Genomic DNA, 22,545 nt, shown 5'->3' on the forward strand with positions numbered 1-22,545 from the left:
CTTATTTCATTTGCAGCACCTTCCCTGCATCTATTCTGTTAAAACAGTGTTGCCTGCTCATATTCCATTTTTACATACTCAGCTTCTTCTACATCGATCTTGCTGCGATAATCTACAATAACGGTCTGCTGTTTTTGTCCGACCATCTTCTGCCCGAGCAGATAGTTGACATCAAATTTGCCGATGATCGCCGGTGTCGCACCTCTTGTCGGCACGATCAGCTGCACCCGATTTGCTGCAAGCATCGCAAAGATTGGTTCCCAGATATATGTATCCTTCGCCGCACCAAATGGATTGTCGATGAAGATTACTTTCTTTAGAGACTCCTCATTTGCATGGTAGGAATGAATACTTGCAATGTAATTGATGATTGCGATCAAAAACTGGATATAGATTCCCTGCGACTGTCCGGTACTTCCAACTGCCTCCTCGTATCTTAGGTGGCGGCTCTGTTCTTTGATCCGCTCTCTTTTGTAAAGTTCCAGACTGATCCGGTTCATATCTGTGACGATTGCCGAGAACATCCGCTTCATCGACAGTTCTTGAATGAGATATTTTTTCTTTTCCTGCTCGGTCTCGTATTTTTCCAGGTTTTCAATCACTTGTCCAAGATAATTGGAAATCTGCATTTGCTGCTGTTCTTCTCTCACATATGGAATCTTCAACCGGACGATCTGCGTCAGTTTCTCATCGATCATAATACTGCTGAGTTTCGGAAACTTATCCAGTTCCATTCGGATCGTATTACACCGCTGTAAACATTGATTTTCAAAACTACTTTTAATCTTCTCGATATCACGAAGGCTTTCCTCAATCTGATCTCTTCCCATTTGGATCATCACACATGCTTCTTCCAACCGCTTAATCGTCTTATCTGCCTCCTCAAAACTTTGCGGAACCGGGATCTGTTCTTTCATCTGCAGTGCAAAACTTCCTGCGCCAAGTCCGGTCAGCGTCTCTTCACACCACGCCTTTGCCTTGCCAAATGCAGTTTCTGCCGCTGTTTTTCTCGCTTTCATCTTCTGCCATCCACTCATGATCTGACGCTCGGTTTCTTTCCAGTCTAAGATAACAAATCCTGGAAGTGTCTTGACGGACATATCTTTGATGTGATACTCTTCTGCAACCCATGTAATCTTTCCGATCATCGTCTGGATTTCTTCCTGCGCTTTTCCAGTTTCCTTCTGTTTCCGGAACAATTCTGCCAGTTCTCTCTTGCACTGCTGTTGTAGCTCTTTCTGCCGTTCCTTCTCTATCTCAATCGTCCCTGCTGCAATCGGGAGCCGCTCGATTCGGTAGAATCTCTCCTTGATCTGCCCGGCGATCACATCTGCCTGTGACTGGAATCGCGTACATGCAAGTACCAGCTCCGATACTTTTTTCTCACATCTTTGTAATAGCTTCTCTTCCTCCATCAGATGTTCTTTCTGCGCCTCAATCTCTTCGTCGGACACTTCCGCAAGTTTCTGCTCCTCATAGAGCTGTTCCAGCATCTTTACATCTGCCTTTCTGCTTCTTAATTCTCGCAGATAGGATGTAATCTGTTCCCGGATGACCTGAAGTGTCTCGCTTTTTTCTCTTACATCTTTATTTTCCTTTTCAAATGCTGCGATGGCACCATCCAACTCTTCCTCCAGACGTTCCGGAATCGGTTCTTGGATCGGAATCTCTTCTTTATAATAGGCAGCATATCTCTCCCATCCCATCTTCCGTTCCATAATCTGTGCCGTAATCTGCCGGATTCGTCCGTCTGCTTCAGAAATCTCCCGTTCTTTTGCCTGCACCAGTCTCCAAAGTGCTTCCTTTTCCAGTTCCAGCTCTGCTTTCTTTTCCTTCCACTCCCTTTGATTTGCTTCCACAAGATCTGACTTTCTAAATATGTCCTCCAGCCTTTGCAAGGACAGGATCTCCTCTGCCAGTTTCTTAATCTTTGCTGCACTTTCAGGAATCTTTCTCTCCAGCTCTGCTGCTCTTGCACACAGTTTCTTTTCCTTCTCTTTTAACTGTTCCTGTGCCTCCATCACCTGTGCTCTTTTTTCTTTTCTCTCCTGCTGTTCTTCCAGCCAACCGGCATAGTTTTCGAAATAGTTTGTCACATACTCTTGCACGCCATCTGTGTCCGCTGTCAGTACTTTCTGTTGTTCTCTCAACTGTTCCTGCTTTTTATGTTCCAGATCCAATACTTCTTCTGTCCGGTGTATTTCTTTTTCCAGCTGCTCTTTTTCCAGAAAATACGCAGTTTCTTTTCCTGCAAACATCACTCCGTCCCCTGCATCAAACTGTCCATGCTCCAGATATGTCTGATCCACGACCGGGATCATCCAGCTTACATTCTGCCACTCTTCCGGTTTTGGTTCTGCAAGGATCTTCTCGTAGATCCGGTGCCCGACGACAATGCTGTACGGCAAGTATGGAATCCGGCCAAGCACCTCTTCCTTTTTCTCCCCCTGCATCTGCTCTAACAACTCTGTGCCAAGCACTCCATCCCCGTATTTTCGGTAAAGAAACTCTTTCAGCTGCTCTGCTTCCGGAGTTACCTGGAATAAAATTCCTTTTTGAAGCTGCTCCAGCTGTTTTTGCAGTTCTGACTGACGGTTCTGTCCGTCATGGAGCAAAATGATCGTCTCCCGCTGTTTCTCCTTTAACAACTCCAGTAACCGGTAGACATCTTTCTCGCCATATACTTCCATTCTCTGTGCTACTTTTTCTGTCAGCTCCTCATAGATTGCCAGCTGTGCCTGACATTCCTCCTCTTTTGTATGCAATTCCTTTGCCTCATGCTCCAGATCCTTAGCCATCAGCCTGTCTGACTGAAGCTGTTCTTTTATCGTCTCACACTCTTGTTCCAGCGTTCTCTTCGACTCTCGCTCGGCATCTTCTTCCTTTTCTTTTTCTATGATCGTATCCTTAATTTGCTCCCGGAGAAGAAATGGGAATGCTTTCATCCCCTCGCCGATTTCTTTTTGCAGAGCGGTGCGCTCTTTCTCATTTTCTATAAGACGGCTTTCTAATACAGCGCGGGCATTATCGCTTTCCCGCTCCTTTTTATCTGCCTCTTCCTTTTCTCTTCTGGAAGTCTCTCGATTTTTCTCAGCCTCATCTTTCTGCCTGTTAAGCTGTTCAAAAATCTGCTCATCTTTTCTTTTTTTCTGGGCAGTCATCTCCAGTAAAGACTGGTAGAGTTCCTCATTTCCCTGCTTCATCCGCTCCATCTCTGCCTCGATAGTATGTGCCCGCGACTGTGCTTTTGCGTAATTAAGAAAATACTGGACAGACTCTTTCTCTGTCACAGTCTGTCTTAATTCTTCGACTGCCTCTTTCAACTGCTCTTTCTGCTTTTCCTTCTGTTCTCTTTCATAATTGGCTTCATCAAGATGACATTCCAGTTCCTGCAGATCTAAAGTCAACAAGATTCGCTCCGTTTCCTGCTGTTGTTCCTGCATGTTCTGCAGCGCTTCCTCCAATTGCTCCGCTTCTGCCTCAATCCGCTCTCTTTCATCAAGAAGGGTATGATAAAATACGCTTGTCTTCTGCTCATTTTCCCTGCACAGTTCAAAGTTCTGTAACAATGGCTCAAACTTTGTCAGAAACTCTTGAATCACCGTAATCTGCCTGTCGTAATTAGAAATCTGCTCCTTTTTCTTTGACAGTTCTACCATCTGTTCCCGGATATCCAACAGTGTCTGTGCCAGTTCTTCAGCATCCTTTTCCTTACCAGTCTGAAGCTGGTATGCCTTTTGAATAATCTCCTCGATCAAAAGATCCTCTACTACTTTTCTGCTTGTCCTATAATTGCTCTCAAAATAAGTACGAACATGACCTTCTGTCTTATTGATCCCGCGGATAATGTTCCACTGACTCTCATATAATCCATGGCCTGCAATGAAACTTTGATATTCACTTTTGGAATTTTCAAAAATTTTCACTGAAAGCTTCCGGTTTGATTCGGCCTGAAGCCGTTTGATGAGTTCTTTTAGCCCTTTAAAGGTAATCCGTTCTTTTCCATTTACAAGAGGAAGATTTAAAATATCATAATCATTAAACTCATTATAAAAAATACAGTAGTTAAAATATTCAATCGCCGAAGATGAGACTTCCTCCTCCCCCTCTTTGATCCGATCTGCCTTCTTTCGTGCACAGAATCCAGTCGTCATAAACCGAAATCCACACTCTTCCTGATCCGGCCTGTCAAGGTCCCACTCGATCAAAGAGTGAATAACACTGCTCCCGGTGCTTCCCCGAAACAACTTTTCTACCGGCTGTTTGTCATCCAGTGTACAGTTTGGGATCAGATTCTGTAAAAGCAGAAGCATCAGAACACTCTTTCCCCCTCCATTTGCCAGATCATAAAGGCTGTTTTTCCCTTGAAACCGAAGGCACAAGTCGTCATAAAACTGAGTTCCCACGTTATATTTGATGTTGTTTACCCGGATTCTGTTAATATGCGGCATCGTCTCTACCTCCTGTCATAATCTCATAAATACGACTCTGCTCCGACTCAAAATAGCTCTCGATCAGCGCCGAAAAACGGTCTGTCGGATAATATCGATCCTCCACTTCCAGAAACAATCCTTGACGGATCAGAAATTGAAATGTCTTCTTTACCATTCCTGCCCGGGAACCTTTTTCTGCCCGGATCACGGAACTATCCTCATTGGTGAGAAGTGGCAAATCCCAGGCAAGCGCCATCTGCTCAAAACTGTATTCCTCCACCTCTGTCAGTGCAAGCGTCTCCACTTTCTCTGCTAACCCTTGAAAAGAAACATCTACTGCTTCCACAATTTCCGGAACCTTGACATACTCCTGATAAGTATAAGTCGCTGAATCTGTATAAAATTTTGTGATAATGTGATAAATAATGAAGTAGCAAAGGAACAACTCCCGATTGAGCCGAAGTCCGATCATCTCCTTTAGTTCTTCATTCGTATATCCAAAAACATGATTCGATTCTCCCGGTGTCAGATACAACCCTCCCCGGTAATCATAAATCTCCAGATTCAGCGCCTTTGTAATCTTATTTACCGTATCAAATATGTCTCCATTCTGCGTATATGCCTCATAGAGCTTCGTATGTTCGCCTTGATATTTTACTGCCTCCTGATTGATCAGTCTGGCAAAAATCTCAATCCCTGTTTCCAGCGTCTGCTCTGTCATCTCCATTCATCCTTTCCACTCTTATGTTCGTCACCGAAAAACATTCGAGAAAAGTAACTGGTTCCTCATCCGTCAGTGTTTCCAGACAAAAATCCATCTGCAACTCTTCCTCGGTGCCTTCTATTTCAAAATATTGTTTCAAAACTGCCTCAAAATTTGTCGCCGGGTGTCTTACTGCATCCCGAATTACAATCTCATGCTTCTGGCACAGATTGACGAGGAACGAATAATAATCTCCATTTGCAAAAATCTTCTGTCCATACCGTACCTCTAATTGCTCATTCCACTCCCGCAGCGTGAAACAGTCTGTTTTCTTCAACATCGCAAACAATTCCCGCACAAGGATCCGGTAATTGCTGCTGATCCGCTGTTCTTCCAGTTCGTCATCATAGACATAATCCGCCTCTTCCTCTGACTCGATCTCCTCACGTTCCTCATCCATACCGCGGCGTAATGCCAGCATTTCATCCAGCCGCTTCAGATCAAACATCTTCTTCTTTTTCGCCTGAAACAAGGGCTCCGCAAGCAATTTCAATTGTTCCACATCATCTTTTTTAAGGGCCGTCTCAAGAAACTGACGGAAATAGACAACCGGACGAATCGCGTTTAATGTCCCCTGTTCTACCATACTGTCGACTTTTCTCCTCAAATCCATACACTCACTCAATAACTCTGAATGCATCGCCATCGCCCGCTTCAGTTCGCTATCCAGCAAAAAGATCTCTTCTTTATTTTTGATCTGATCAACCGGAGATAGCATGGACATTGCCCCGGCAATCAGCCTCGTATTTTTCATAAACAGATCGTGTTCCTCATCAAACCAGCAGACACTCTCCTGAAAAAATTCCCGGTAGAGAGAAAGTCCGTTTTTCAAATCATGCACAAGTACCTGCAGTACTTCTCTCTTCTGCATTTTCAGTTTGAGTACCTCATTGCAGATTCGCTTTACAATCTCACGACCGCCTTTGAAGTTCTGAGTGCGGATCATCTTCTCCAAAAGAAGCTGCTGTATACTAATCTTGCTTTCTTCTTTGAACTCCTTTGTGTTCAGATAAAATTCAATCCCACTCTCCGTAATGTAATAATAAATATTTCCTTCTTGAAAATGACTTTTCATCAGCCATACTCTGGCAACCTTCCGGATCTTCTCCTCTGGATCATAAAATTCATAGGAGAACGGCTTTCCGTCATTTTTTATCTTATCAAACACATACCCTGCAAGCTGAGCATACTCTTCCGGTGTACAGTCCAGTGCAAATTCACTCTCCAAAAACGGAATGACAAAATTTAAATAGTCCGTATAAGTTACTCCGGTATTGTTAAAATTATTTTCTTCGATCAACATTCTAAGCACTGCCATCAACACATATCCTATGTCAATCGACTTGTATTTTCCATTTTGAAACTGCTTCAGATCATGACTGACAATCTCAAAAAATGGATAATATTTTTTCATACTCTCCATCCGAAGCCCTTGTTCTGCCCGGATCTCCTCAAGCAAATTTCTATGTAACTCCATTACTTCTGATTCTCCTTGTAGTATTTTCCACCTCTGCTTCCCCGACAAGAATCAGTGCTTCCTGCGGGATATAGCACAGATCTTTCAACATCATTCTCTGCAAAAAATCTGCTGTCTCTGTATCAAATTCCTGAAGGGCAGATGGTAGTACCTCCCGCGCCCGATTCTGAATCTTCCCTCTGATTTTCCCGGGCTTTCTCTCACTTCCTCTGACTGCCTCTAAAATCTTCTCATAAAACTCCATCTTCAGCCGGATCGAATACGATGCATACTGCGTTTTTAATTCATAATAAATCGCAAACCCTTCGGGATCGATATCTCCAAAATATTCTATGGTATCTGTCTCCATTATACCAGTTTCTTCTGCGAGAGAAAAGGCTCTTATAATCTTCCACCCCTCCCCGTAAATCACACAATCATATTCCTTTCCATATATTCCGTTCTTGATCCGAAAATATGTATCTTTATTTTCTACAATCAAAATTTTCCTGATATTCTTTTCAAAAAAAGATGGGCGCACCTGACAAATAAATGGCTCCTTCGTATAGAAAGCATGCAGATCCGTCTCTATGTCAAATCCCATCCGATTTAACAGATGCGTGTAAGCTCCTGCCCTTTTCCTGTGCCTTCCCCCATCATCCTTTTCCGTACTCATTTCCTGCTCATCTGACACTTGCTTCTCCTTTTCTCCCTCCGGCTGTTCGAATGCTTTCTCATCCCCGAACAGGTAATAGCCAAGTTCATTTGCAGTCATCCATACTTTCTCTATCCTGCAATAGTAGTTATAGAGTATATCAATCGCTTCCCGATCCTGCTCAAACGCTCTCCGGTTTCTCTTATAAAATTCAAGCACCTTCGTGCCCACATAGGAATGCAAAAGAGCAAGATATTCCGGATCTTCCACCACTTTTTCTTTATTGCCGACAATCTCATACCGTTCATAGACCGTCGCCATGTATCCCGGTTTCTTACTTCTTTTCACCGGATTTAACACTCCCTCCTGAACAAACGCTTCCAAAAGCTGCTGAAACTCCCTCACTCTTCCGGTTCTGATCTCCAGGAGCTTTCTCTCTTCGTTTCCCGCTGCCTGCTCAAGCAATTCCTCATAGGTGACACGGATATTCCCTGTTTTTTTCTTCTCTCTGCGCTCTGCAAAATACCGTTCCAGATTCTTTCTCATCCTCTTTGCCCCCTCACTTTTTCGTACTCCAATCATATCATATCCTATTTTGAATTTCATCCGATTTCTAACTTGTACATTAGATTTAAGTTTGTTATAATTTTCGTATAAACAAAAGCAAAGAGAGGTAGTCATTATGAAATGCCCACACTGTGGTAAGGAGCTTGCCATCAGTAAAAAAGACAGCTCCTACGGCTTATGCCATACTTGCAAAAAAAGATATAAACTTCCGTCACAACAGCAGACGTATTCCAATATTCCACCAAAGCATATTCGTGAAAAATCCGAGCGCACCATTCGCGAGAATTATCGGAATATGCTTGAGATTGAGGACGAAGAAGATGTTTCCGAGACAAAAGACAAAGTCATTCTTACTATCATGATCATTCTGTTTCTTCTCATTATCGCCGTGGCAGCATATATTTTTCTGTTTTTCAAATAAGTTTTCAGACAGCAAAAAGGATTGCAGCATCTACTATTTCGATGCCTGCAATCCTTTCTATTCCTGTGTTCCTACAAAAGTTCACTGCTCTTTCTTAAATTTTTATACTCAGCTACGGAACGGTCAAAACCTTTGATATGTTTGTAAAGCCACTGAATCACATTTCTATTTACCTGCTCTACAAACTCTTCTGTCGGTCCTTCCTGCTCTTCTAACATCTCGTGAAGTTCGTCTACTACACGATATAATTCCTGGTGCTGCTTTTTGTGCTCCTCGATTCCCGGATATTCAATTTCCTCCTGCAGCTTTTCCTCTGCATTAAAATGAAATTCTGTGTACTCCGCAAGGTAATCTAACATCTTGATCGCTGCAACCTTTCCACCGTCTTTCTCACAACTCTCTACAAGTGAATTAATCTTTGCGATCAACTCTTTGTGCTGGGAATCGATCATCTCATTTCCTGTTACTAAACTTTCATCAAATTCTGCATACATCGTTGTAATGCCTCCTTTTTCTATTTCTCACATCGCCACAGATAAAATTCTTCTGCAACGCTTCACTTGTGATACAGTATAACATAATTTTTCTGAAAAATCACCTTAAATCACTGCAAAAACCGGCTTTTCTTTTTTATTTTTCTCAATTGCCTCTTCCACTTTCCGAAGCATCTTCTGCCGGTCCTCCGGAAAAGTTCCTCTGACACGGAATTGTACAAAATCATGGAAACCATCATACTTTAACCCATCCACCTGCAAATGTTCCAAAAGACATTTTTCCTCCATCAAATTTTCCAGTTCATCTGCCGGCAAAAAATTCCCCTGCACGATGTCACGGTATAACGGTGCCTCCTGATGCAAAAACATTGAAAAATTAATCACATGCCTCGGTTTTGTCGCATTTAAAAACTCCGCCGTCTTCTCTGCATTTTCCATTCCCCTGCCGCTTCCCGCAACTCCAGTCATAATATGGGCATCATAGATCATTCCCGCACGTTTGATCCTGTCAATCGCTGTATATGCTTCCTCCAGTGTATGATCTTTATGCATCCATTCCAGTACATCCGGAAGTCCGCTCTCGATTCCAAGATACAAATGCCGCACTCCAGCTTCCCATAGCTTCTTCAATTCTACATCGCTCTTCTCCTGAATATTCGTCACGGTAGCATCCATATTCACCTCCGCGACATCCGGAAAATACTCGCGAACCAGTTTCAGAATCTTAAGAAGCCTCTCCGTCTTCATTCCAAATGCATTTCCATCCCCAAGAAACACTCTCCTCGGCCTTCCATTCAGCCCTTTTACTCTTTGCAATTCCTCCTCAATCTGTGCAATCGGCAATTCCCGATACTGTAAATGTTTAAAAAGTGTGCAAAACTTACATGCGTTATAAGAGCATCCGACCGCGACCGGAAGCATATAAGATGCCCGCTCCATCGGCGCCCTGCAAATTTGTCCTTCATACTGCATTCTGCCACCTCCCATTGTATCTTTTGCTTTTTCTTCCATTTTAGCACCGTTTTTCACGATTGCAAATTTCTTTTCCATTTGTTCATCATTTTCTTGTTTTTTCATCACAATTTTGTCACATTTCCTTTGTATGATAGTAATCAAACAAAGGACAACACCTTTTTTATATAGATAAAACTTTTTCTTTTTCATAACATGCCGGTCCATGACCGGCATTTCCTCCGTTGATTGGGGATTCGTAAAATAATCTAGAAACTTTTTGGATGGCAGCCGCATATTATCCTGATCCAGAAAAATTAAATACTAAAAAAGAAAATGCTATGCCGGAAATTATCCCAGTATAGCATTTTCTTTTATTTAAATTTGTGTATTACCTCTGCATATCCTTGTGTATTACCCGTGTATTACTTGTGTATTATGTAGTAAGATTCACAAGGTTTTCACTGGATGCCCACACTGAACAATCCTTGAAAATACGCTGTTTCTTAGAACTTTCCGTTCTCAGCTGCTTCCTGAATACTTACAGCAACAGCAACTGTCATACCAACCATTGGGTTGTTACCTGCTCCGATCAGTCCCATCATTTCTACGTGTGCAGGAACAGATGAAGATCCGGCAAACTGAGCATCAGAGTGCATACGTCCCATAGTATCTGTCATACCGTAAGAAGCAGGACCAGCAGCCATGTTATCTGGATGAAGTGTACGTCCTGTACCACCACCAGAAGCTACTGAGAAATATTTCTTACCTTGTTCGATACATTCTTTTTTGTATGTACCTGCTACTGGGTGCTGGAAACGTGTCGGGTTTGTTGAGTTACCTGTAATAGATACGTCAACACCTTCTTTGTGCATGATTGCAACACCTTCTGTTACGTCATTTGCTCCGTAGCAGTTTACTTTGGAACGAAGTCCGTCAGAGTAAGATTTTCTGAATACTTCTTTTACTTCTCCTGTATGGTAATCCATCTCTGTCTCAACGTATGTAAATCCGTTGATTCTTGAGATGATCTGTGCTGCATCTTTTCCAAGACCATTTAAGATAACTCTTAATGGTTTCTTACGAACTTTGTTTGCTTTCTCAGCGATACCGATTGCACCTTCAGCAGCTGCGAAAGATTCGTGTCCTGCAAGAAATGCGAAACAATCTGTATCTTCTTCCAGTAACATCTTTCCTAAGTTACCATGTCCTAAACCTACTTTACGCTGGTCAGCAACAGAACCTGGGATACAGAAAGCCTGAAGACCTTCTCCGATTGCAGCAGCAGCGTCAGCAGCTTTTCTGCAGTCTTTTTTGATTGCGATTGCAGCACCTACGATGTAAGCCCAGCATGCATTTTCAAAACAGATCGGCTGAATTCCTTTTACCTGATCGTAAACATTTAATCCAGCGTCTTTTGTAATTTTTTCAGCTTCTTCGATAGAAGCGATACCATAGCTGTTCAATACGCTATTGATCTTGTCAATACGTCTTTCATATGATTCAAATAAAGCCATTTTCTACGTCCTCCTGATTTTTCTCTATTTACTAACGAAGCAGACTATTCAGCTCTTGGGTCGATGATCTTCACTGCATCATCCACACGTCCATACTGTCCTTTTGCTTTTTCCCATGCTGTGTTAGGGTCATCACCTTTTTTGATAAAGTCTGTTAATTTTCCGAGGCTTACGAATTGGTAACCAATGATTTCATTGTCAGCATCTAAAGCGATACCTGTTACATATCCTTCTGCCATTTCAAGATAACGAGGACCTTTTGCTAATGTACCGTACATTGTACCAACCTGAGAACGAAGTCCTTTTCCTAAGTCTTCAAGACCAGCACCTACTGGAAGTCCATCTTCTGAGAATGCACTCTGAGTTCTTCCGTATACGATCTGTAAGAAAAGTTCTCTCATAGCTGTATTGATTGCATCACAGACTAAGTCTGTGTTAAGTGCTTCTAAAATTGTCTTTCCCGGAAGGATCTCAGAAGCCATCGCTGCTGAGTGAGTCATTCCTGAACATCCGATTGTCTCTACTAATGCTTCTTGAATAATACCGTCTTTTACATTCAATGTCAGCTTACAGGCTCCCTGCTGTGGTGCACACCAGCCCACACCATGTGTTAATCCGGAAATATCTTTTACTTCCTTTGCCTGTACCCATTTTGCTTCTTCTGGGATTGGAGCTGGTCCGTGATTAACGCCCTGAGCTACCGGACACATTGTTTGTACTTCATGTGAATAAATCATGTTAAGACTCCTTTCAAATATGTATGATTTTACTTATGATGATTGTTATAACTTTAACATCACATATATGTTATATTTTCTCATAAACTTCCGATTTCGTCTATATCTTTTTCACTTTTTTTCATATTTCGACACTCCCATGTGGGAAAGATGAAAAAAACTGTCGTTCCTTGTCACTTTTCACAATAATTTTTCCACTATTTTGTCGAAGGCTCCTCTTCCAACTGCTTTTCCAGAAGTTTGAGCGCCTCCTCCACCGATGCATTTCTGTTTTCCTGCCTTGTCCCATGAAATCTGCACTCTTTTGTGACAGTTCTTCCACATAGATAACAGCCGATATAGACAAGTCCTACCGGCTTTTCTTTCGTTCCGCCAAGTGGTCCTGCAATCCCGGTCACGCTGAGCGCCGCATCCGCTCCTGCTGCCTTTGCAGCGCCCTCTGCCATCTCCTCTGCCGTCTGTGTGCTGACCGCCCCATATTGTTCCAAAGTTTCATGCCGCACATGCAGCAGTTTTTCTTTCGATTCATTGGCATAAGTGATATATCCCTCTTTATAGACTGACGAAGCCCCCGACACATTCATGATGCGCCCTGCCAAAAGCCCTGCCGTGCAGGACTCTGCGGTGGTCAGATACAGACCTCTCTTTTCCAGTTTTTCTACGATTCTTTCTTCCAGACTCATTTTATTTTCCTTCTTTCTGCTCTACAACTAATCATCCTCATCAACCTTGCACTGACAAAGAACTCTCTGAAAACAACTATGCTTTTCCGCCCTTTCGGAATCTTGGCATTCCTCAATATTAGATTTTCTTTGCCTGAATCGAAAAGAAAGATTGTCCGCCCTTTTGGCAGCACAATCTTTCCATCTTCTTACATGCCGCCCTGTGTCAGCACTTCTTTATTCTTCCTAATATAATCTACCAGAGATACGATTGTCAGGATCAATGACACCCAGATAAGAATCTGTTCCACTACTGCGAATACACTTCCTTCAAATGCCGCGATCAATACAATGATCATCGCCATCTGGAACACGGTTTTAAACTTGCCCCAGTAACTTGCCGCGATTACAATTCCATTGTCCGAAGCGATCAGGCGGAATCCACTGATGATAAATTCACGGCTGATAATCACAATGACGATCCACGCCGGAAGTCTTCCCATCTCTACAAGACAGATCATTGCCGCACCGACAAGCAGTTTGTCTGCCAGCGGATCCATAAATTTTCCGAAATTTGTCACAAGGTTGTATTTCCGCGCAATTTTTCCATCTAAAAGATCTGTCAGACTTGCAATACAGAAAATCGCAAGTGCGATCCACTTACTTGCCGCCATCTCTCCACCGAGGGACGGAAGCATGAACCATACAAAAAACGGGATCATCAATACACGGACAACCGTCAGCTTATTTGGTAAATTCATTATACTATCTCTCCTATCAAATCATATTCCAGTGCCCCAGTCACTTTTACTCTTGCAAAATCCCCGGACATCAGCTCTTCATCGGTATTTACAAAGATCAATCCATCAACATTCGGTGCATCTTTGTAAGTTCTTCCAACATATGCATTTTCATCGGCAATCTTTCCTTCGATCATCACGAGCACTTCTCTTCCGATCATATCTTCTGCCTGCTCAAACGCGATATCCTGCTGAAGCTCCATCAGTTCCGCCTGACGGTCCTCTTTGACGCTCTCCTCAATCTGATCCGGCATCGTTGCTGCCGGAGTATCCTCCTCCGGAGAATAAGTAAATACGCCAAGCCTGTCAAACTCCATCTGATCTACAAAATCCATCAATTCCTCATGCTGCTCTTCGGTCTCTCCCGGAAATCCGGTAATCAATGTTGTACGCAGTGTAATATCCGGAATCTCTCTTCTTAATTTTTCAATGATCTCGATCAACTGTGCTTTGGAAGTCCGGCGTCCCATTCTCTTTAAAATGCCATCGCTTGCATGTTGGATCGGCAGGTCTAGATAATGGCAGATTTTGCTCTCCTCTTTCATTACCTGGATCAATTCGTCTGTGATCTCCTCCGGATAACAATATAAAACACGAATCCAACGGATTCCCGCAATTTTACATAATTCCTTCAACAGTTTATGAAGTGATTTTTCTCCGTAAAGATCCTTTCCGTAAAGCGTTGTCTCCTGCGCCACAAGAATCAATTCCTTTACCCCCTGCTCCGCAAGTTCTTCCGCCTCACGAACCAGCTGTTCCATCGGAACACTGCGGAAATTTCCGCGGATCTTCGGGATAATACAGTATGTACAGTGTTTGTCACACCCTTCTGCAATCTTCAGATAAGCGAAATGTCCTCCTGTTGTCACAAGCCTTTTACTATCTACTGTCGGAAGTGCATCTATATCTGTCATTTTCAGATAATGATGTCCTTCCAGCGCTTCATCTACGGCATCTAAAATCTTATCGTAAGAAGTTGTTCCAAGAACTGCATCCACTTCTGGAATCTCATCAATAATCTCCTGCTGGTAACGCTGAGCAAGACAGCCGGTCACAATGAGTGCCTTCAGTCTGCCTTCTTTTTTCAATTCTGACATCTCTAAAATCGTCTGGATACTCTCTTCCTTTGCATCGTGAATAAAGCAGCAGGTGTTGATGACGATAATGTCTGCCTCACTCTCATCTTCTACCATCTGATAACCTCTCGATGCCAGCATGCCCAGCATCACCTCGGTATCTACCAGATTCTTATCACATCCCAGTGATACAAATAATATATTCATCTGCTATTTTCTCCTACATATTTATTAAGGCAGATACCTATGCATCTGCCTCTGCGGTTCTATTCGTTAGAATCATCCTCTGCGATGATCTTGATTTTCCCTTTGTTCAACTCATCAATTGCGATAGAAAGCGGCTTTTCTCCGTCTTTTGCACGAACAAGCGGCATCTCTCCTCCGATGATCTGTCTTGCTCTCTTTGCTGTTGCAAGTACAATAGAATAACGGCTGTTGACAATCTTTGTAGCCCCTTCTTCTACGTCCTGGTTTACGACTTTCATTAAGTCTGTATAAGATGGATGTAACATTCTATGATTCTCCTTTCAAATTTTCATCTAATTCTTCTTTGATCTGAGCCATGAACTGTCGGTTACGAAAACTTCTTCTGTGCTCTCCCTGAATGATCTGATGCATCTCCTCGATACAGGTGTCCAGATCATCATTGACGATCAGATAGTCGTATGCCTCCATACCCTCAGCTTCTTCTGCGGCTCTCTGCATGCGGGATTCGATTACTTCCATTGTCTCCGTTCCGCGCCCTACCAGCCGCTCCTTTAATACAGCAGCACTCGGCGGAGTCACGAACAATAACAGTGTCTCCGGGAACTTCTCTTTCACTTTCAATGCCCCTTGGATTTCAATTTCCAGAATGACATCTTTCCCTTTCGCCAACTGTTCTTCGACATATGCGCGCGGTGTGCCATAATAATTATTTACATATCTAGCATACTCTATAAGTTCATCTTGTGCAATCATTTTTTCAAATTCTTCAGTTTCTTTGAAAAAATACGCCTTTCCTTCCTCTTCTCCCTCGCGCGGTTTTCTTGTTGTGGCAGAAATCGAAAGTGCATAATTATCATACTTTTCCAAAAGTCCCTTCATCAATGTTCCTTTGCCCGCTCCCGAAAATCCGGAAACTACAATTAAGATTCCCTTCTGTTCCATCTGTTCTTCCTCACAATTCTCTGTTCGCTATTTGATAGCTGTTTCTTCTGTTTTTTACTCTATGTTCTGAATCTGTTCTCTTACTTTCTCAATCTCGGTCTTCAGATCGATCGCCCGATTTGAAATCTCCAGATTGTTCGCCTTAGACAGAATAGTATTTGCCTCCCGGTTCATCTCCTGCGCGATGAAATCCAGCTTTCTTCCGATTCCTTCGGCTTCTTCCAGTGTCTGCTTCATATGTTCAATATGGCTTCTCAGGCGCACAACTTCCTCATCGGTACAAATCTTATCTGCAAAGATTACAACTTCTGCTGCAATTCTTCCTTCGTCAATCTGTGTATCGGTAAGCAGTTCCTTCATCTTTGCTTCCAGCTTCGCACGGTAATCTGCAACGATTTGCGGAGAATGTTCTTCGATATAAGTCACTTTTTCGAGCATTCCATCTAATTTCTGAATCAAATCTTTCTTCAGATGTTCCCCTTCCATACTTCTCGTCTCCACAAACTGGCGGCATGCTCCTTCCAATGCTTTGCTCAACCCATTCCAGATCTCTTCTTCATCTACGGTCTGCTCTTCCATCGTAAACACTTCCGGATATCTTGAGAGTGTTGATACACGAATATCATTTTCCAGCGAAAACTTCTCTGACATCTCCCGGAAATATCTCAGATATTCTGCTGCCAGAGATTCATTATATTTTAATGAAATCTGCCCTTCTGACATATCTTCATAAGTAATGAAAATATCTACTTTCCCACGCTGCACATATTTCTTTAAAAGCGTACGGATTGCCGACTCGAAGAAATTCAACTTTTTCGGCATACGGATATTTACATCAAGATACCGGTGGTTCACCCCCTTCATCTCAACAATAAATTTACGTTCTGACTCTGCGATCTCACACCGTCCAAAACCCGTCATACTTTTTATCATAATTTCTGCCCTCTTTACTTTTTCTTTCGGTCTTTTTTGCTAGACTTTATTATAATGGATTTACTCTTTATCGTCAATCGCAATTCTTTACCTCATCCAAAAGTCATGGTATACTATTACAGAAATGTCCAGGCAGCCATTCTGCCTGCCGGTGTCCATGGAATCTTTCGTTTTCATACACCTGATCACATTTAAGAAAAGAGGAATTACATATGGCTTTTGATGGAATTACAATCGCAAATATTGTACACGAATTAAATAGAAATCTGCTCGATGGAAGAATCAACAAAATCGCTCAGCCTGAGACAGATGAATTACTGCTGACAATCAAGACACCCGGCGGACAGCGCAGGCTCAGTATCTCTGCCAGCGCTTCGCTGCCGCTAATCTATCTGACAGAGGGAAACAAACCAAGTCCAATGACTGCCCCGAATTTCTGTATGCTGCTTCGCAAACATATTAACAACGGGCGCATTACGAAAATCTGGCAGCCAAAACTGGAACGGATCATCCATTTTGAAATCGAACATCTCGACGAGCTTGGAGATCTCTGTAAAAAAGAATTGATCGTGGAGATCATGGGGAAACACAGCAATATCATTTTCTGTAATGAGGACGGAACGATCATTGACAGTATCAAACATGTATCTTCCCAGATGAGTTCTGTCCGGGAAGTTTTACCGGGACGCACATATTTTATCCCGGATACGATGGAAAAGTCCGATCCTCTCTCGGTCTCTTTTGCAGAATTTCAACGGGTACTGACCGAAAAACCGATGCCGCTTGCCAAAGCAGTCTATACAAGTTTTACCGGCATCAGCCCTGTCGTCGCCGAAGAGATCTGTTATCTCTCCGGAATTGACTCTGCACTCACTCCAAGAGAGCTCTCCGAAGATCTCCTGACACACCTTTACCGTCAGTTTACATTGTACTTTGAGGAAGTGACTGCCGGACATTTTTCTCCGGCAATCTATTATCATGGTGCAGAGCCGAAGGAATTCAGTGCACTTCCACTGACTCACTTCTCCCAGTACATCAGAAAAGAATATGACTCCATTTCACGCCTGCTGGAAGACTATTATGCAGAAAAGAATACACTGACCCGCATCCGCCAGAAATCTGTCGACCTTCGCCGTGTCGTGCAGACTGCCCTGGAGCGGAACCGCAAAAAATATGACTTACAGGCAAAACAACTCCGAGACACAGAAAACCGTGAAAAATTCAAGGTCTACGGGGAACTGATCCACACCTATGGCTACAATCTGGAGCCTGGTGCGAAAAAGCTGGAAGCGCTGAATTATTACACAAATGAAATGATCACAATTCCGTTGGACAGCACAAAGACGCCACAGGAAAATGCACTGAAATATTTTGAGAAATACAATAAGCAAAAACGGACCTTCGAGGCACTGACTTCTCTGATCGAAGAGACAAGAGATGATATTTCCTATCTAGAGTCTGTCAGCAATGCGCTCGATATTGCACTCAGCGAAGATGATCTGACACAGATCAAAGAAGAATTGATCGAATCCGGCTACATCCGCCGGAAATTTACGAAAAAGAAAGTAAAGATTACAAGCAAGCCGTTCCATTATCTCTCCAGTGATGGCTATCATATTTATGTCGGCAAAAACAATCTTCAAAATGAAGAACTTACTTTCCACTTTGCCTCTGGAAATGACTGGTGGTTCCATGCCAAAGGAATCCCTGGCTCGCACGTCATTGTAAAGACAAACGGAGAAGAACTGCCGGACCGTACCTTCGAGGAAGCCGGAAAACTCGCCGCGTACTATTCGAAGAATCGCGGAAGTGAAAAGATTGAGATCGATTACATCGAAAAAAAACATGTCAAAAAACCAAAGGGAGGAAAACCTGGATTTGTCGTATATTATACCAACTACTCACTGATGATCGACTCAGATATTTCACAGATCAAGCAACTGGAAGACTGATTAAATTACATATGTTCAAAAGCTCAAAAAACAAAACTGCCGCATCGGTTTCCTCTGATGCGACAGTTTTTTCATTTCCTTCTTGTTCTAGTTCTAATTAATAGTCCCAGATATCGATCATAATACTAATAATCTTCTTGGAATCTTTGTCAAATTCAATTCCCAAAGAACGTGTAAATAATTCATCGTCCCAGCTGTAGGTGAGAATTCCAGTCTTAGTGTCTTCTGATTTTTCTCTCGGCTCTCCGTATTTTTCAAGTAATTCAGCCTCTGTCATGCCAAGGCGGACATCTCCCGGAAGTGCAATATCAACAATGCCCTCTCCATCACGGCTTGTGATATAGAACCCTGTCAAAGTGCAATCTGACACTTTTGCATCCTTATCTCCTGTATTTTCACAATACACGCCTACCTGATTTCCATTTTTGTCCTTCAACATTGGAAATTCTGTTTCCCCCGGTTTCACCATCTTATCTGCCGGTACCTCTTCGGCATCAACCTTTAAGCCTGCTGCCTCTAATTCTGAAACCTTACACGGAAGTGTCACTGTTTTTCCGCTCACATTCAGCTCTAAGGATTCCCAGGAAACGGTTCCCTTCTTTTCTGTCTCATCCACATCTGCAGTGTCTTCCTTCTCAACCTCTTCCTCTGTATCCTCTTCGAGATCTTCTCCCATCTCTCCTCCCAGCAATCCAGCGATGCTTCCATCTGCATCTATGGCTTCTTCTTTTGCTTCTTTTGGAAGTTTGATTTCTTTCACTTTATTATACTCATCAAAAGTCATTTCCAGATTCAGTTCCTGGATCTCCATCTCTCCGCTTTCTTCCATTGCTGTCATGAGTACATCTTTCATATCAATAAAAATGCTTGCAGGAAGAATCTCTTTCTTATATACAGTGATAGTACACGGGATCTCCAGTTCTTTCAATTCTTCCTCCGATACTGCTCCTCCCATTCCAAAAGCATCCAGCATATCTTCTCCCAACACATCTGTTGCAAATTCACCACCGATATCTCCCTTAAGCTCAAAGCATTCTTTTCCATTTACGGTCACGAGTTCTTCTGATAAGGTAAATGCCTTTGCCTGCTTTGTCAATTCTTCCACCATACCCGCATTCAATGTGGTTTCTTCCTCTCCACTTTCCACAGGTGATTTCGTCCACATGTTATTCACATAAGTATAGCTCATCAGCCCATCATCTTCTTTTACCTGATAATTCGACATATCCATCGAAACCTCTGTGCCCGCAATATCCATCAAGAGCTTTCCTTCCATCTGGAATCCTTCTGACTTTTCTACCGATGCGAGATCAAAATCCATTTTCATCCCCACACTTTGACCTTCTACCGCAAATTCCATATTCGCAGTCATCTTTCCCGAGATAGACTCAATCGTCTCACCATTCTTGGCCATATCTTTAAAAAGACGTTCCGGGGTTGCTTTCTTCTTACATCCAGCTCCAGATACACAGAGCATTACTACAATCAATCCTATCGTACCTGCTTTTTTCCATTTTCTCATAGGCTTTCCTCCGTTGTGTTGATTTATCGGTATTATATCATTTTCACTGTGCATTTTCCATATTTTTTTTCTGTATTTTTATATTTTTTTGTGCACTTATATCTTTTTTTGATATCTTACAAAGAAATCAACACCGGAAATATCACCTCTGAGCTCTTCTCACCTTAATAGTTTCCAAGTATCTTGAGATTTCTCGCTTCTTCCCGGATACCACGGATGGCATTTTTTACAGCGGCATCGTTAAGATTTCCTTCAAAGTCCACAAAGAACCTATATTCCCATGTCCGTCCTTCAATCGGTCTTGATTCGATCTTTGTCATATTCAGATTATTGTAAATAAAATGAGAGAGGATGTGATACAAAGACCCGCTCTCATGTGGTATCTCAAAGCAGATACTGATCTTTCCCGCCTGTTTCAAATATACCTTCTGATTAGAGACAATGATAAAGCGAGTAGAATTATTACTGTTATCATTGATTCCCTCTTTCAGAATCTCCAGATGATGGATCTTTGCTGCATACTCACTGCATACCGCTGCCTGTGTCTTCTTCTGCTCCTTTAGCACTTTCTGTGCTGCGATTGCTGTATTTGCCACACTGATCTGCTGCCAGTTCCGATGCTCATCTAAAAATCTGGCACTTTGCATCAGCCCCTGTGGATGAGAATATACACACTCAATTTCTTCTATTTTTGTTCCCGGAAGCCCTGCAAGCATATGTCGGATTGGAAGTACAATTTCCCCTACAATGTGGTTTTCAAATTCAACAAGTAAATCATATACCTGACTCACAGCCCCTGCAGATGAATTTTCAATAGGAAGTACTGCATAATCCGCAAGTCCATCCTCCAATGTTTCCATCGCGTCACGGAACGTCTGCACATGAAAGCTGTCACACTCCTCCCCGAAATAGCTGTGGAGCGCCGCCTGACTGTATGCCCCTTCCACACCCTGGAATACAAGTCTGGCACCTTTCTTATCGAGGGAATCAATCCCAATAAATGCCGTCTTCCCGATCACTCCATGCTCTGTCAGAATCTGATACTGGAGTTTTCTGCTCATTGCCATCAGCTGTTCATACAGTTCGGTGATTCCTCTCTGATTAAATTCATTGGATGCCATCTGTGAGAGTGTCGCCAACTTCTGCATCTCTCTCTCCTTGTCATATACTTTCTTACCTGATGCGATCTTTGTGAGTCCTACCTCTGTGCACAATTCCATTCGCTTCTCATATAATCTCACAATCTGGCTGTCAATTTCATCCAGTTGTTCTCTGATTTCACTTAATGGTATCATCTGTCTTTCACCTCATTATCTTTTTTACCAAACTATGCTGTCGCAGAAAGCTCTCCGGCTTCTTTGTCCTGCACTTTGTATTTTTCCTATTATATTACAATTTCTGGATAAAATCTAGATTTTGGAAAATACTGTTACTATGAAAAATAAATTTATCTTATGCGGCACAGCAGGCTGGTGCATGGAAATCCTTTTTACAAGCCTGCATTCTCTTTTTCACAGAGACTACAAATTATCAGGGAAAACTTCCGTCTGGATGTTCCCAATCTACGGAATGGCAAGCATACTGACGCCTCTCTTTGAGATGTTGCGCGGAAAAAGTGTGATGCTCCGCGGCAGTATTTATGCATGCCTGATTTTTCTAGGCGAGTTCTGTTCCGGCTCTCTTTTAAAAAAATACGATCTCTGTCCATGGGATTACAGCAATGCCAGATGGAATATCTGCGGTCTGATCCGCCTCGACTATGCCCCACTATGGTTTGGCGCCGGACTTTTCTTTGAAAGACTCCTTTCCAAGTCAGAGCGATCACATTGATTCCCATAAAGCCTCCCTTTTTGTACTTGAAAATCTTGTCATTTTATTATATGATAAATAAAATAATTCAATATGCAGGAGGCTCTTATTATGGACACAACGCAATGTATTCAGACACGACGAAGCATTCGAAAGTACAAACCTGATCCAATCGATCACACTTTGTTAGAATCTATTATTTCAACTGCATCTTATTCTCCATCTTGGAAGAACACACAGATCACTCGCTATATCGCGATTGAAGACTCTTCCATTCTCAAAAAAATCGCTGATGATTATACCCCTTCCTACAATTCTAATATTGTCAGTCAGTTATCCATGTTAGTTGCGGTAACGATGGTAAAGGGGCGCTCTGGGTTTGAACGCGACGGTTCTTACTCCACGAAAAAAGGAGACCGCTGGCAGATGTTTGACGCAGGAATTGCCTGTCAGAGTTTCTGTCTTGCAGCGCATGAAGCCGGACTTGGAACAGTCATCATGGGAATTTTTGACGAAGATGGTATCCGCAACCTTCTCAACATCCCTGAGGAGCAGGAGCTTGCAGCTCTGATTGCAGTCGGATATCCGGACATTTCCCCGGAACCACCGAAGAGAAAGACTGTTTCTGAATTATTAACATACAAATAG

The 22,545-nt window shown here is 42.7% G+C and carries 20 protein-coding genes; 4 read left to right on the forward strand and 16 right to left on the reverse strand.

The window, feature by feature from the left end; translation table 11 throughout:
• Positions 1–38 precede the first annotated feature (38 nt).
• The 4 genes from ACGG81_RS09025 to ACGG81_RS09040 are packed head-to-tail and all read right to left on the reverse strand — an operon-like array spanning position 39 to position 7,853.
• Complete coding sequence (locus ACGG81_RS09025) at positions 39–4,451, reverse strand: hypothetical protein (RefSeq protein WP_390107933.1); 4,413 nt, start codon at positions 4,449–4,451, stop codon at positions 39–41.
• A complete protein-coding gene (locus ACGG81_RS09030) occupies positions 4,438–5,154 on the reverse strand; it encodes a DUF6063 family protein (protein ID WP_390107935.1) in 717 nt (238 codons plus the stop codon). The genes ACGG81_RS09025 and ACGG81_RS09030 overlap by 14 nt, the downstream gene beginning before the upstream one ends.
• Positions 5,123–6,673: a hypothetical protein gene (locus tag ACGG81_RS09035; protein ID WP_008975138.1), complete on the reverse strand. Its 1,551-nt coding sequence runs from the start codon at positions 6,671–6,673 to the stop codon at positions 5,123–5,125. Before ACGG81_RS09035 ends, ACGG81_RS09030 begins: the two co-directional genes overlap by 32 nt.
• Positions 6,660–7,853 (reverse strand): Wadjet anti-phage system protein JetD domain-containing protein, encoded by a 1,194-nt coding sequence (locus ACGG81_RS09040; RefSeq protein WP_390107938.1) that lies wholly within the window; start codon positions 7,851–7,853, stop codon positions 6,660–6,662. Before ACGG81_RS09040 ends, ACGG81_RS09035 begins: the two co-directional genes overlap by 14 nt.
• Before the next feature lie 136 nt (positions 7,854–7,989).
• Between ACGG81_RS09040 and ACGG81_RS09045 the strand changes: the two genes are divergently transcribed.
• The gene (locus tag ACGG81_RS09045; RefSeq protein WP_008975136.1) at positions 7,990–8,295 is read left to right on the forward strand and encodes a hypothetical protein; all 306 of its coding nucleotides are present in this window, start codon (positions 7,990–7,992) and stop codon (positions 8,293–8,295) included.
• 71 nt (positions 8,296–8,366) lie between these two features.
• Here the strand turns inward: ACGG81_RS09045 and ACGG81_RS09050 are convergent, their stop codons facing one another.
• The 10 genes from ACGG81_RS09050 to ACGG81_RS09095 form a co-directional block, all read right to left on the reverse strand.
• Entirely contained in the window at positions 8,367–8,789 is a 423-nt protein-coding gene (locus tag ACGG81_RS09050; RefSeq protein WP_008975135.1) for a bacteriohemerythrin, read from the reverse strand.
• Between the two features lie 105 nt (positions 8,790–8,894).
• Positions 8,895–9,761 carry a radical SAM protein gene (locus ACGG81_RS09055; protein WP_390110375.1) on the reverse strand — a complete coding sequence of 289 codons (867 nt, stop codon included), beginning with the start codon at positions 9,759–9,761 and terminating at the stop codon, positions 8,895–8,897.
• A gap of 485 nt (positions 9,762–10,246) precedes the next feature.
• A complete protein-coding gene (locus tag ACGG81_RS09060; protein ID WP_008975133.1) occupies positions 10,247–11,257 on the reverse strand; it encodes a GGGtGRT protein in 1,011 nt (336 codons plus the stop codon).
• Positions 11,258–11,301: 44 nt separating this feature from the next.
• Positions 11,302–11,994, reverse strand: coding sequence for an iron-sulfur cluster assembly scaffold protein (locus tag ACGG81_RS09065; RefSeq protein ID WP_008975132.1), 693 nt, complete (start codon positions 11,992–11,994; stop codon positions 11,302–11,304).
• A 197-nt stretch (positions 11,995–12,191) separates the two neighbouring features.
• Positions 12,192–12,677, reverse strand: coding sequence for a CinA family protein (locus tag ACGG81_RS09070; RefSeq protein ID WP_116442454.1), 486 nt, complete (start codon positions 12,675–12,677; stop codon positions 12,192–12,194).
• 188 nt (positions 12,678–12,865) lie between these two features.
• A complete protein-coding gene (gene pgsA / locus ACGG81_RS09075; RefSeq protein ID WP_008975130.1) occupies positions 12,866–13,417 on the reverse strand; it encodes a CDP-diacylglycerol--glycerol-3-phosphate 3-phosphatidyltransferase in 552 nt (183 codons plus the stop codon).
• Positions 13,417–14,739, reverse strand: a complete 1,323-nt coding sequence (gene rimO / locus ACGG81_RS09080) for a 30S ribosomal protein S12 methylthiotransferase RimO (protein ID WP_116442455.1) — start codon at positions 14,737–14,739, stop codon at positions 13,417–13,419. Before rimO ends, pgsA begins: the two co-directional genes overlap by 1 nt.
• A gap of 59 nt (positions 14,740–14,798) precedes the next feature.
• On the reverse strand, positions 14,799–15,044 hold the full coding sequence (gene rpoZ / locus ACGG81_RS09085; RefSeq protein ID WP_008975128.1) for a DNA-directed RNA polymerase subunit omega: 246 nt from the start codon (positions 15,042–15,044) through the stop codon (positions 14,799–14,801).
• 1 nt (position 15,045) lies between these two features.
• Positions 15,046–15,681 (reverse strand): guanylate kinase, encoded by a 636-nt coding sequence (gene gmk / locus ACGG81_RS09090; protein WP_270665574.1) that lies wholly within the window; start codon positions 15,679–15,681, stop codon positions 15,046–15,048.
• Positions 15,682–15,735: 54 nt separating this feature from the next.
• Positions 15,736–16,614: a YicC/YloC family endoribonuclease gene (locus tag ACGG81_RS09095; RefSeq protein WP_008975126.1), complete on the reverse strand. Its 879-nt coding sequence runs from the start codon at positions 16,612–16,614 to the stop codon at positions 15,736–15,738.
• Between the two features lie 212 nt (positions 16,615–16,826).
• On the opposite strand from ACGG81_RS09095, the gene ACGG81_RS09100 reads away from it, so the two are divergent.
• A complete protein-coding gene (locus ACGG81_RS09100; protein ID WP_278887391.1) occupies positions 16,827–18,566 on the forward strand; it encodes an NFACT family protein in 1,740 nt (579 codons plus the stop codon).
• Between the two features lie 97 nt (positions 18,567–18,663).
• Here the strand turns inward: ACGG81_RS09100 and ACGG81_RS09105 are convergent, their stop codons facing one another.
• Together ACGG81_RS09105 and pheA are read right to left on the reverse strand one after the other, a co-directional pair.
• Positions 18,664–20,088, reverse strand: a complete 1,425-nt coding sequence (locus ACGG81_RS09105; RefSeq protein WP_390107946.1) for a DUF6612 family protein — start codon at positions 20,086–20,088, stop codon at positions 18,664–18,666.
• Between the two features lie 164 nt (positions 20,089–20,252).
• On the reverse strand, positions 20,253–21,383 hold the full coding sequence (pheA, locus tag ACGG81_RS09110) for a prephenate dehydratase (RefSeq protein ID WP_008975123.1): 1,131 nt from the start codon (positions 21,381–21,383) through the stop codon (positions 20,253–20,255).
• 139 nt (positions 21,384–21,522) lie between these two features.
• On the opposite strand from pheA, the gene ACGG81_RS09115 reads away from it, so the two are divergent.
• The gene (locus ACGG81_RS09115) at positions 21,523–21,918 is read left to right on the forward strand and encodes a putative ABC transporter permease (protein ID WP_008975122.1); all 396 of its coding nucleotides are present in this window, start codon (positions 21,523–21,525) and stop codon (positions 21,916–21,918) included.
• A gap of 90 nt (positions 21,919–22,008) precedes the next feature.
• Positions 22,009–22,545 (forward strand): nitroreductase family protein, encoded by a 537-nt coding sequence (locus tag ACGG81_RS09120; RefSeq protein ID WP_008975121.1) that lies wholly within the window; start codon positions 22,009–22,011, stop codon positions 22,543–22,545.

It is taken from the genome of Faecalimonas umbilicata (assembly GCF_042846195.1).
Lineage (GTDB): Bacteria > Bacillota > Clostridia > Lachnospirales > Lachnospiraceae > Faecalimonas > Faecalimonas umbilicata.

What these genes read in the sequence shown, in the direction of transcription:
- ACGG81_RS09025 (WP_390107933.1), bottom strand. Translation starts at nt 4,451, where the DNA reads ATGCCGCATATTAACAGAATCCGGGTAAACAACATCAAATATAACGTG.
- ACGG81_RS09030 (WP_390107935.1), bottom strand. Translation starts at nt 5,154, where the DNA reads ATGACAGAGCAGACGCTGGAAACAGGGATTGAGATTTTTGCCAGACTG.
- ACGG81_RS09035 (WP_008975138.1), bottom strand. Translation starts at nt 6,673, where the DNA reads ATGGAGTTACATAGAAATTTGCTTGAGGAGATCCGGGCAGAACAAGGG.
- ACGG81_RS09040 (WP_390107938.1), bottom strand. Translation starts at nt 7,853, where the DNA reads ATGAGAAAGAATCTGGAACGGTATTTTGCAGAGCGCAGAGAGAAGAAA.
- ACGG81_RS09045 (WP_008975136.1), top strand. Translation starts at nt 7,990, where the DNA reads ATGAAATGCCCACACTGTGGTAAGGAGCTTGCCATCAGTAAAAAAGAC.
- ACGG81_RS09050 (WP_008975135.1), bottom strand. Translation starts at nt 8,789, where the DNA reads ATGTATGCAGAATTTGATGAAAGTTTAGTAACAGGAAATGAGATGATC.
- ACGG81_RS09055 (WP_390110375.1), bottom strand. Translation starts at nt 9,761, where the DNA reads ATGCAGTATGAAGGACAAATTTGCAGGGCGCCGATGGAGCGGGCATCT.
- ACGG81_RS09060 (WP_008975133.1), bottom strand. Translation starts at nt 11,257, where the DNA reads ATGGCTTTATTTGAATCATATGAAAGACGTATTGACAAGATCAATAGC.
- ACGG81_RS09065 (WP_008975132.1), bottom strand. Translation starts at nt 11,994, where the DNA reads ATGATTTATTCACATGAAGTACAAACAATGTGTCCGGTAGCTCAGGGC.
- ACGG81_RS09070 (WP_116442454.1), bottom strand. Translation starts at nt 12,677, where the DNA reads ATGAGTCTGGAAGAAAGAATCGTAGAAAAACTGGAAAAGAGAGGTCTG.
- pgsA (WP_008975130.1), bottom strand. Translation starts at nt 13,417, where the DNA reads ATGAATTTACCAAATAAGCTGACGGTTGTCCGTGTATTGATGATCCCG.
- rimO (WP_116442455.1), bottom strand. Translation starts at nt 14,739, where the DNA reads ATGAATATATTATTTGTATCACTGGGATGTGATAAGAATCTGGTAGAT.
- rpoZ (WP_008975128.1), bottom strand. Translation starts at nt 15,044, where the DNA reads ATGTTACATCCATCTTATACAGACTTAATGAAAGTCGTAAACCAGGAC.
- gmk (WP_270665574.1), bottom strand. Translation starts at nt 15,681, where the DNA reads ATGGAACAGAAGGGAATCTTAATTGTAGTTTCCGGATTTTCGGGAGCG.
- ACGG81_RS09095 (WP_008975126.1), bottom strand. Translation starts at nt 16,614, where the DNA reads ATGATAAAAAGTATGACGGGTTTTGGACGGTGTGAGATCGCAGAGTCA.
- ACGG81_RS09100 (WP_278887391.1), top strand. Translation starts at nt 16,827, where the DNA reads ATGGCTTTTGATGGAATTACAATCGCAAATATTGTACACGAATTAAAT.
- ACGG81_RS09105 (WP_390107946.1), bottom strand. Translation starts at nt 20,088, where the DNA reads ATGAGAAAATGGAAAAAAGCAGGTACGATAGGATTGATTGTAGTAATG.
- pheA (WP_008975123.1), bottom strand. Translation starts at nt 21,383, where the DNA reads ATGATACCATTAAGTGAAATCAGAGAACAACTGGATGAAATTGACAGC.
- ACGG81_RS09115 (WP_008975122.1), top strand. Translation starts at nt 21,523, where the DNA reads ATGAAAAATAAATTTATCTTATGCGGCACAGCAGGCTGGTGCATGGAA.
- ACGG81_RS09120 (WP_008975121.1), top strand. Translation starts at nt 22,009, where the DNA reads ATGGACACAACGCAATGTATTCAGACACGACGAAGCATTCGAAAGTAC.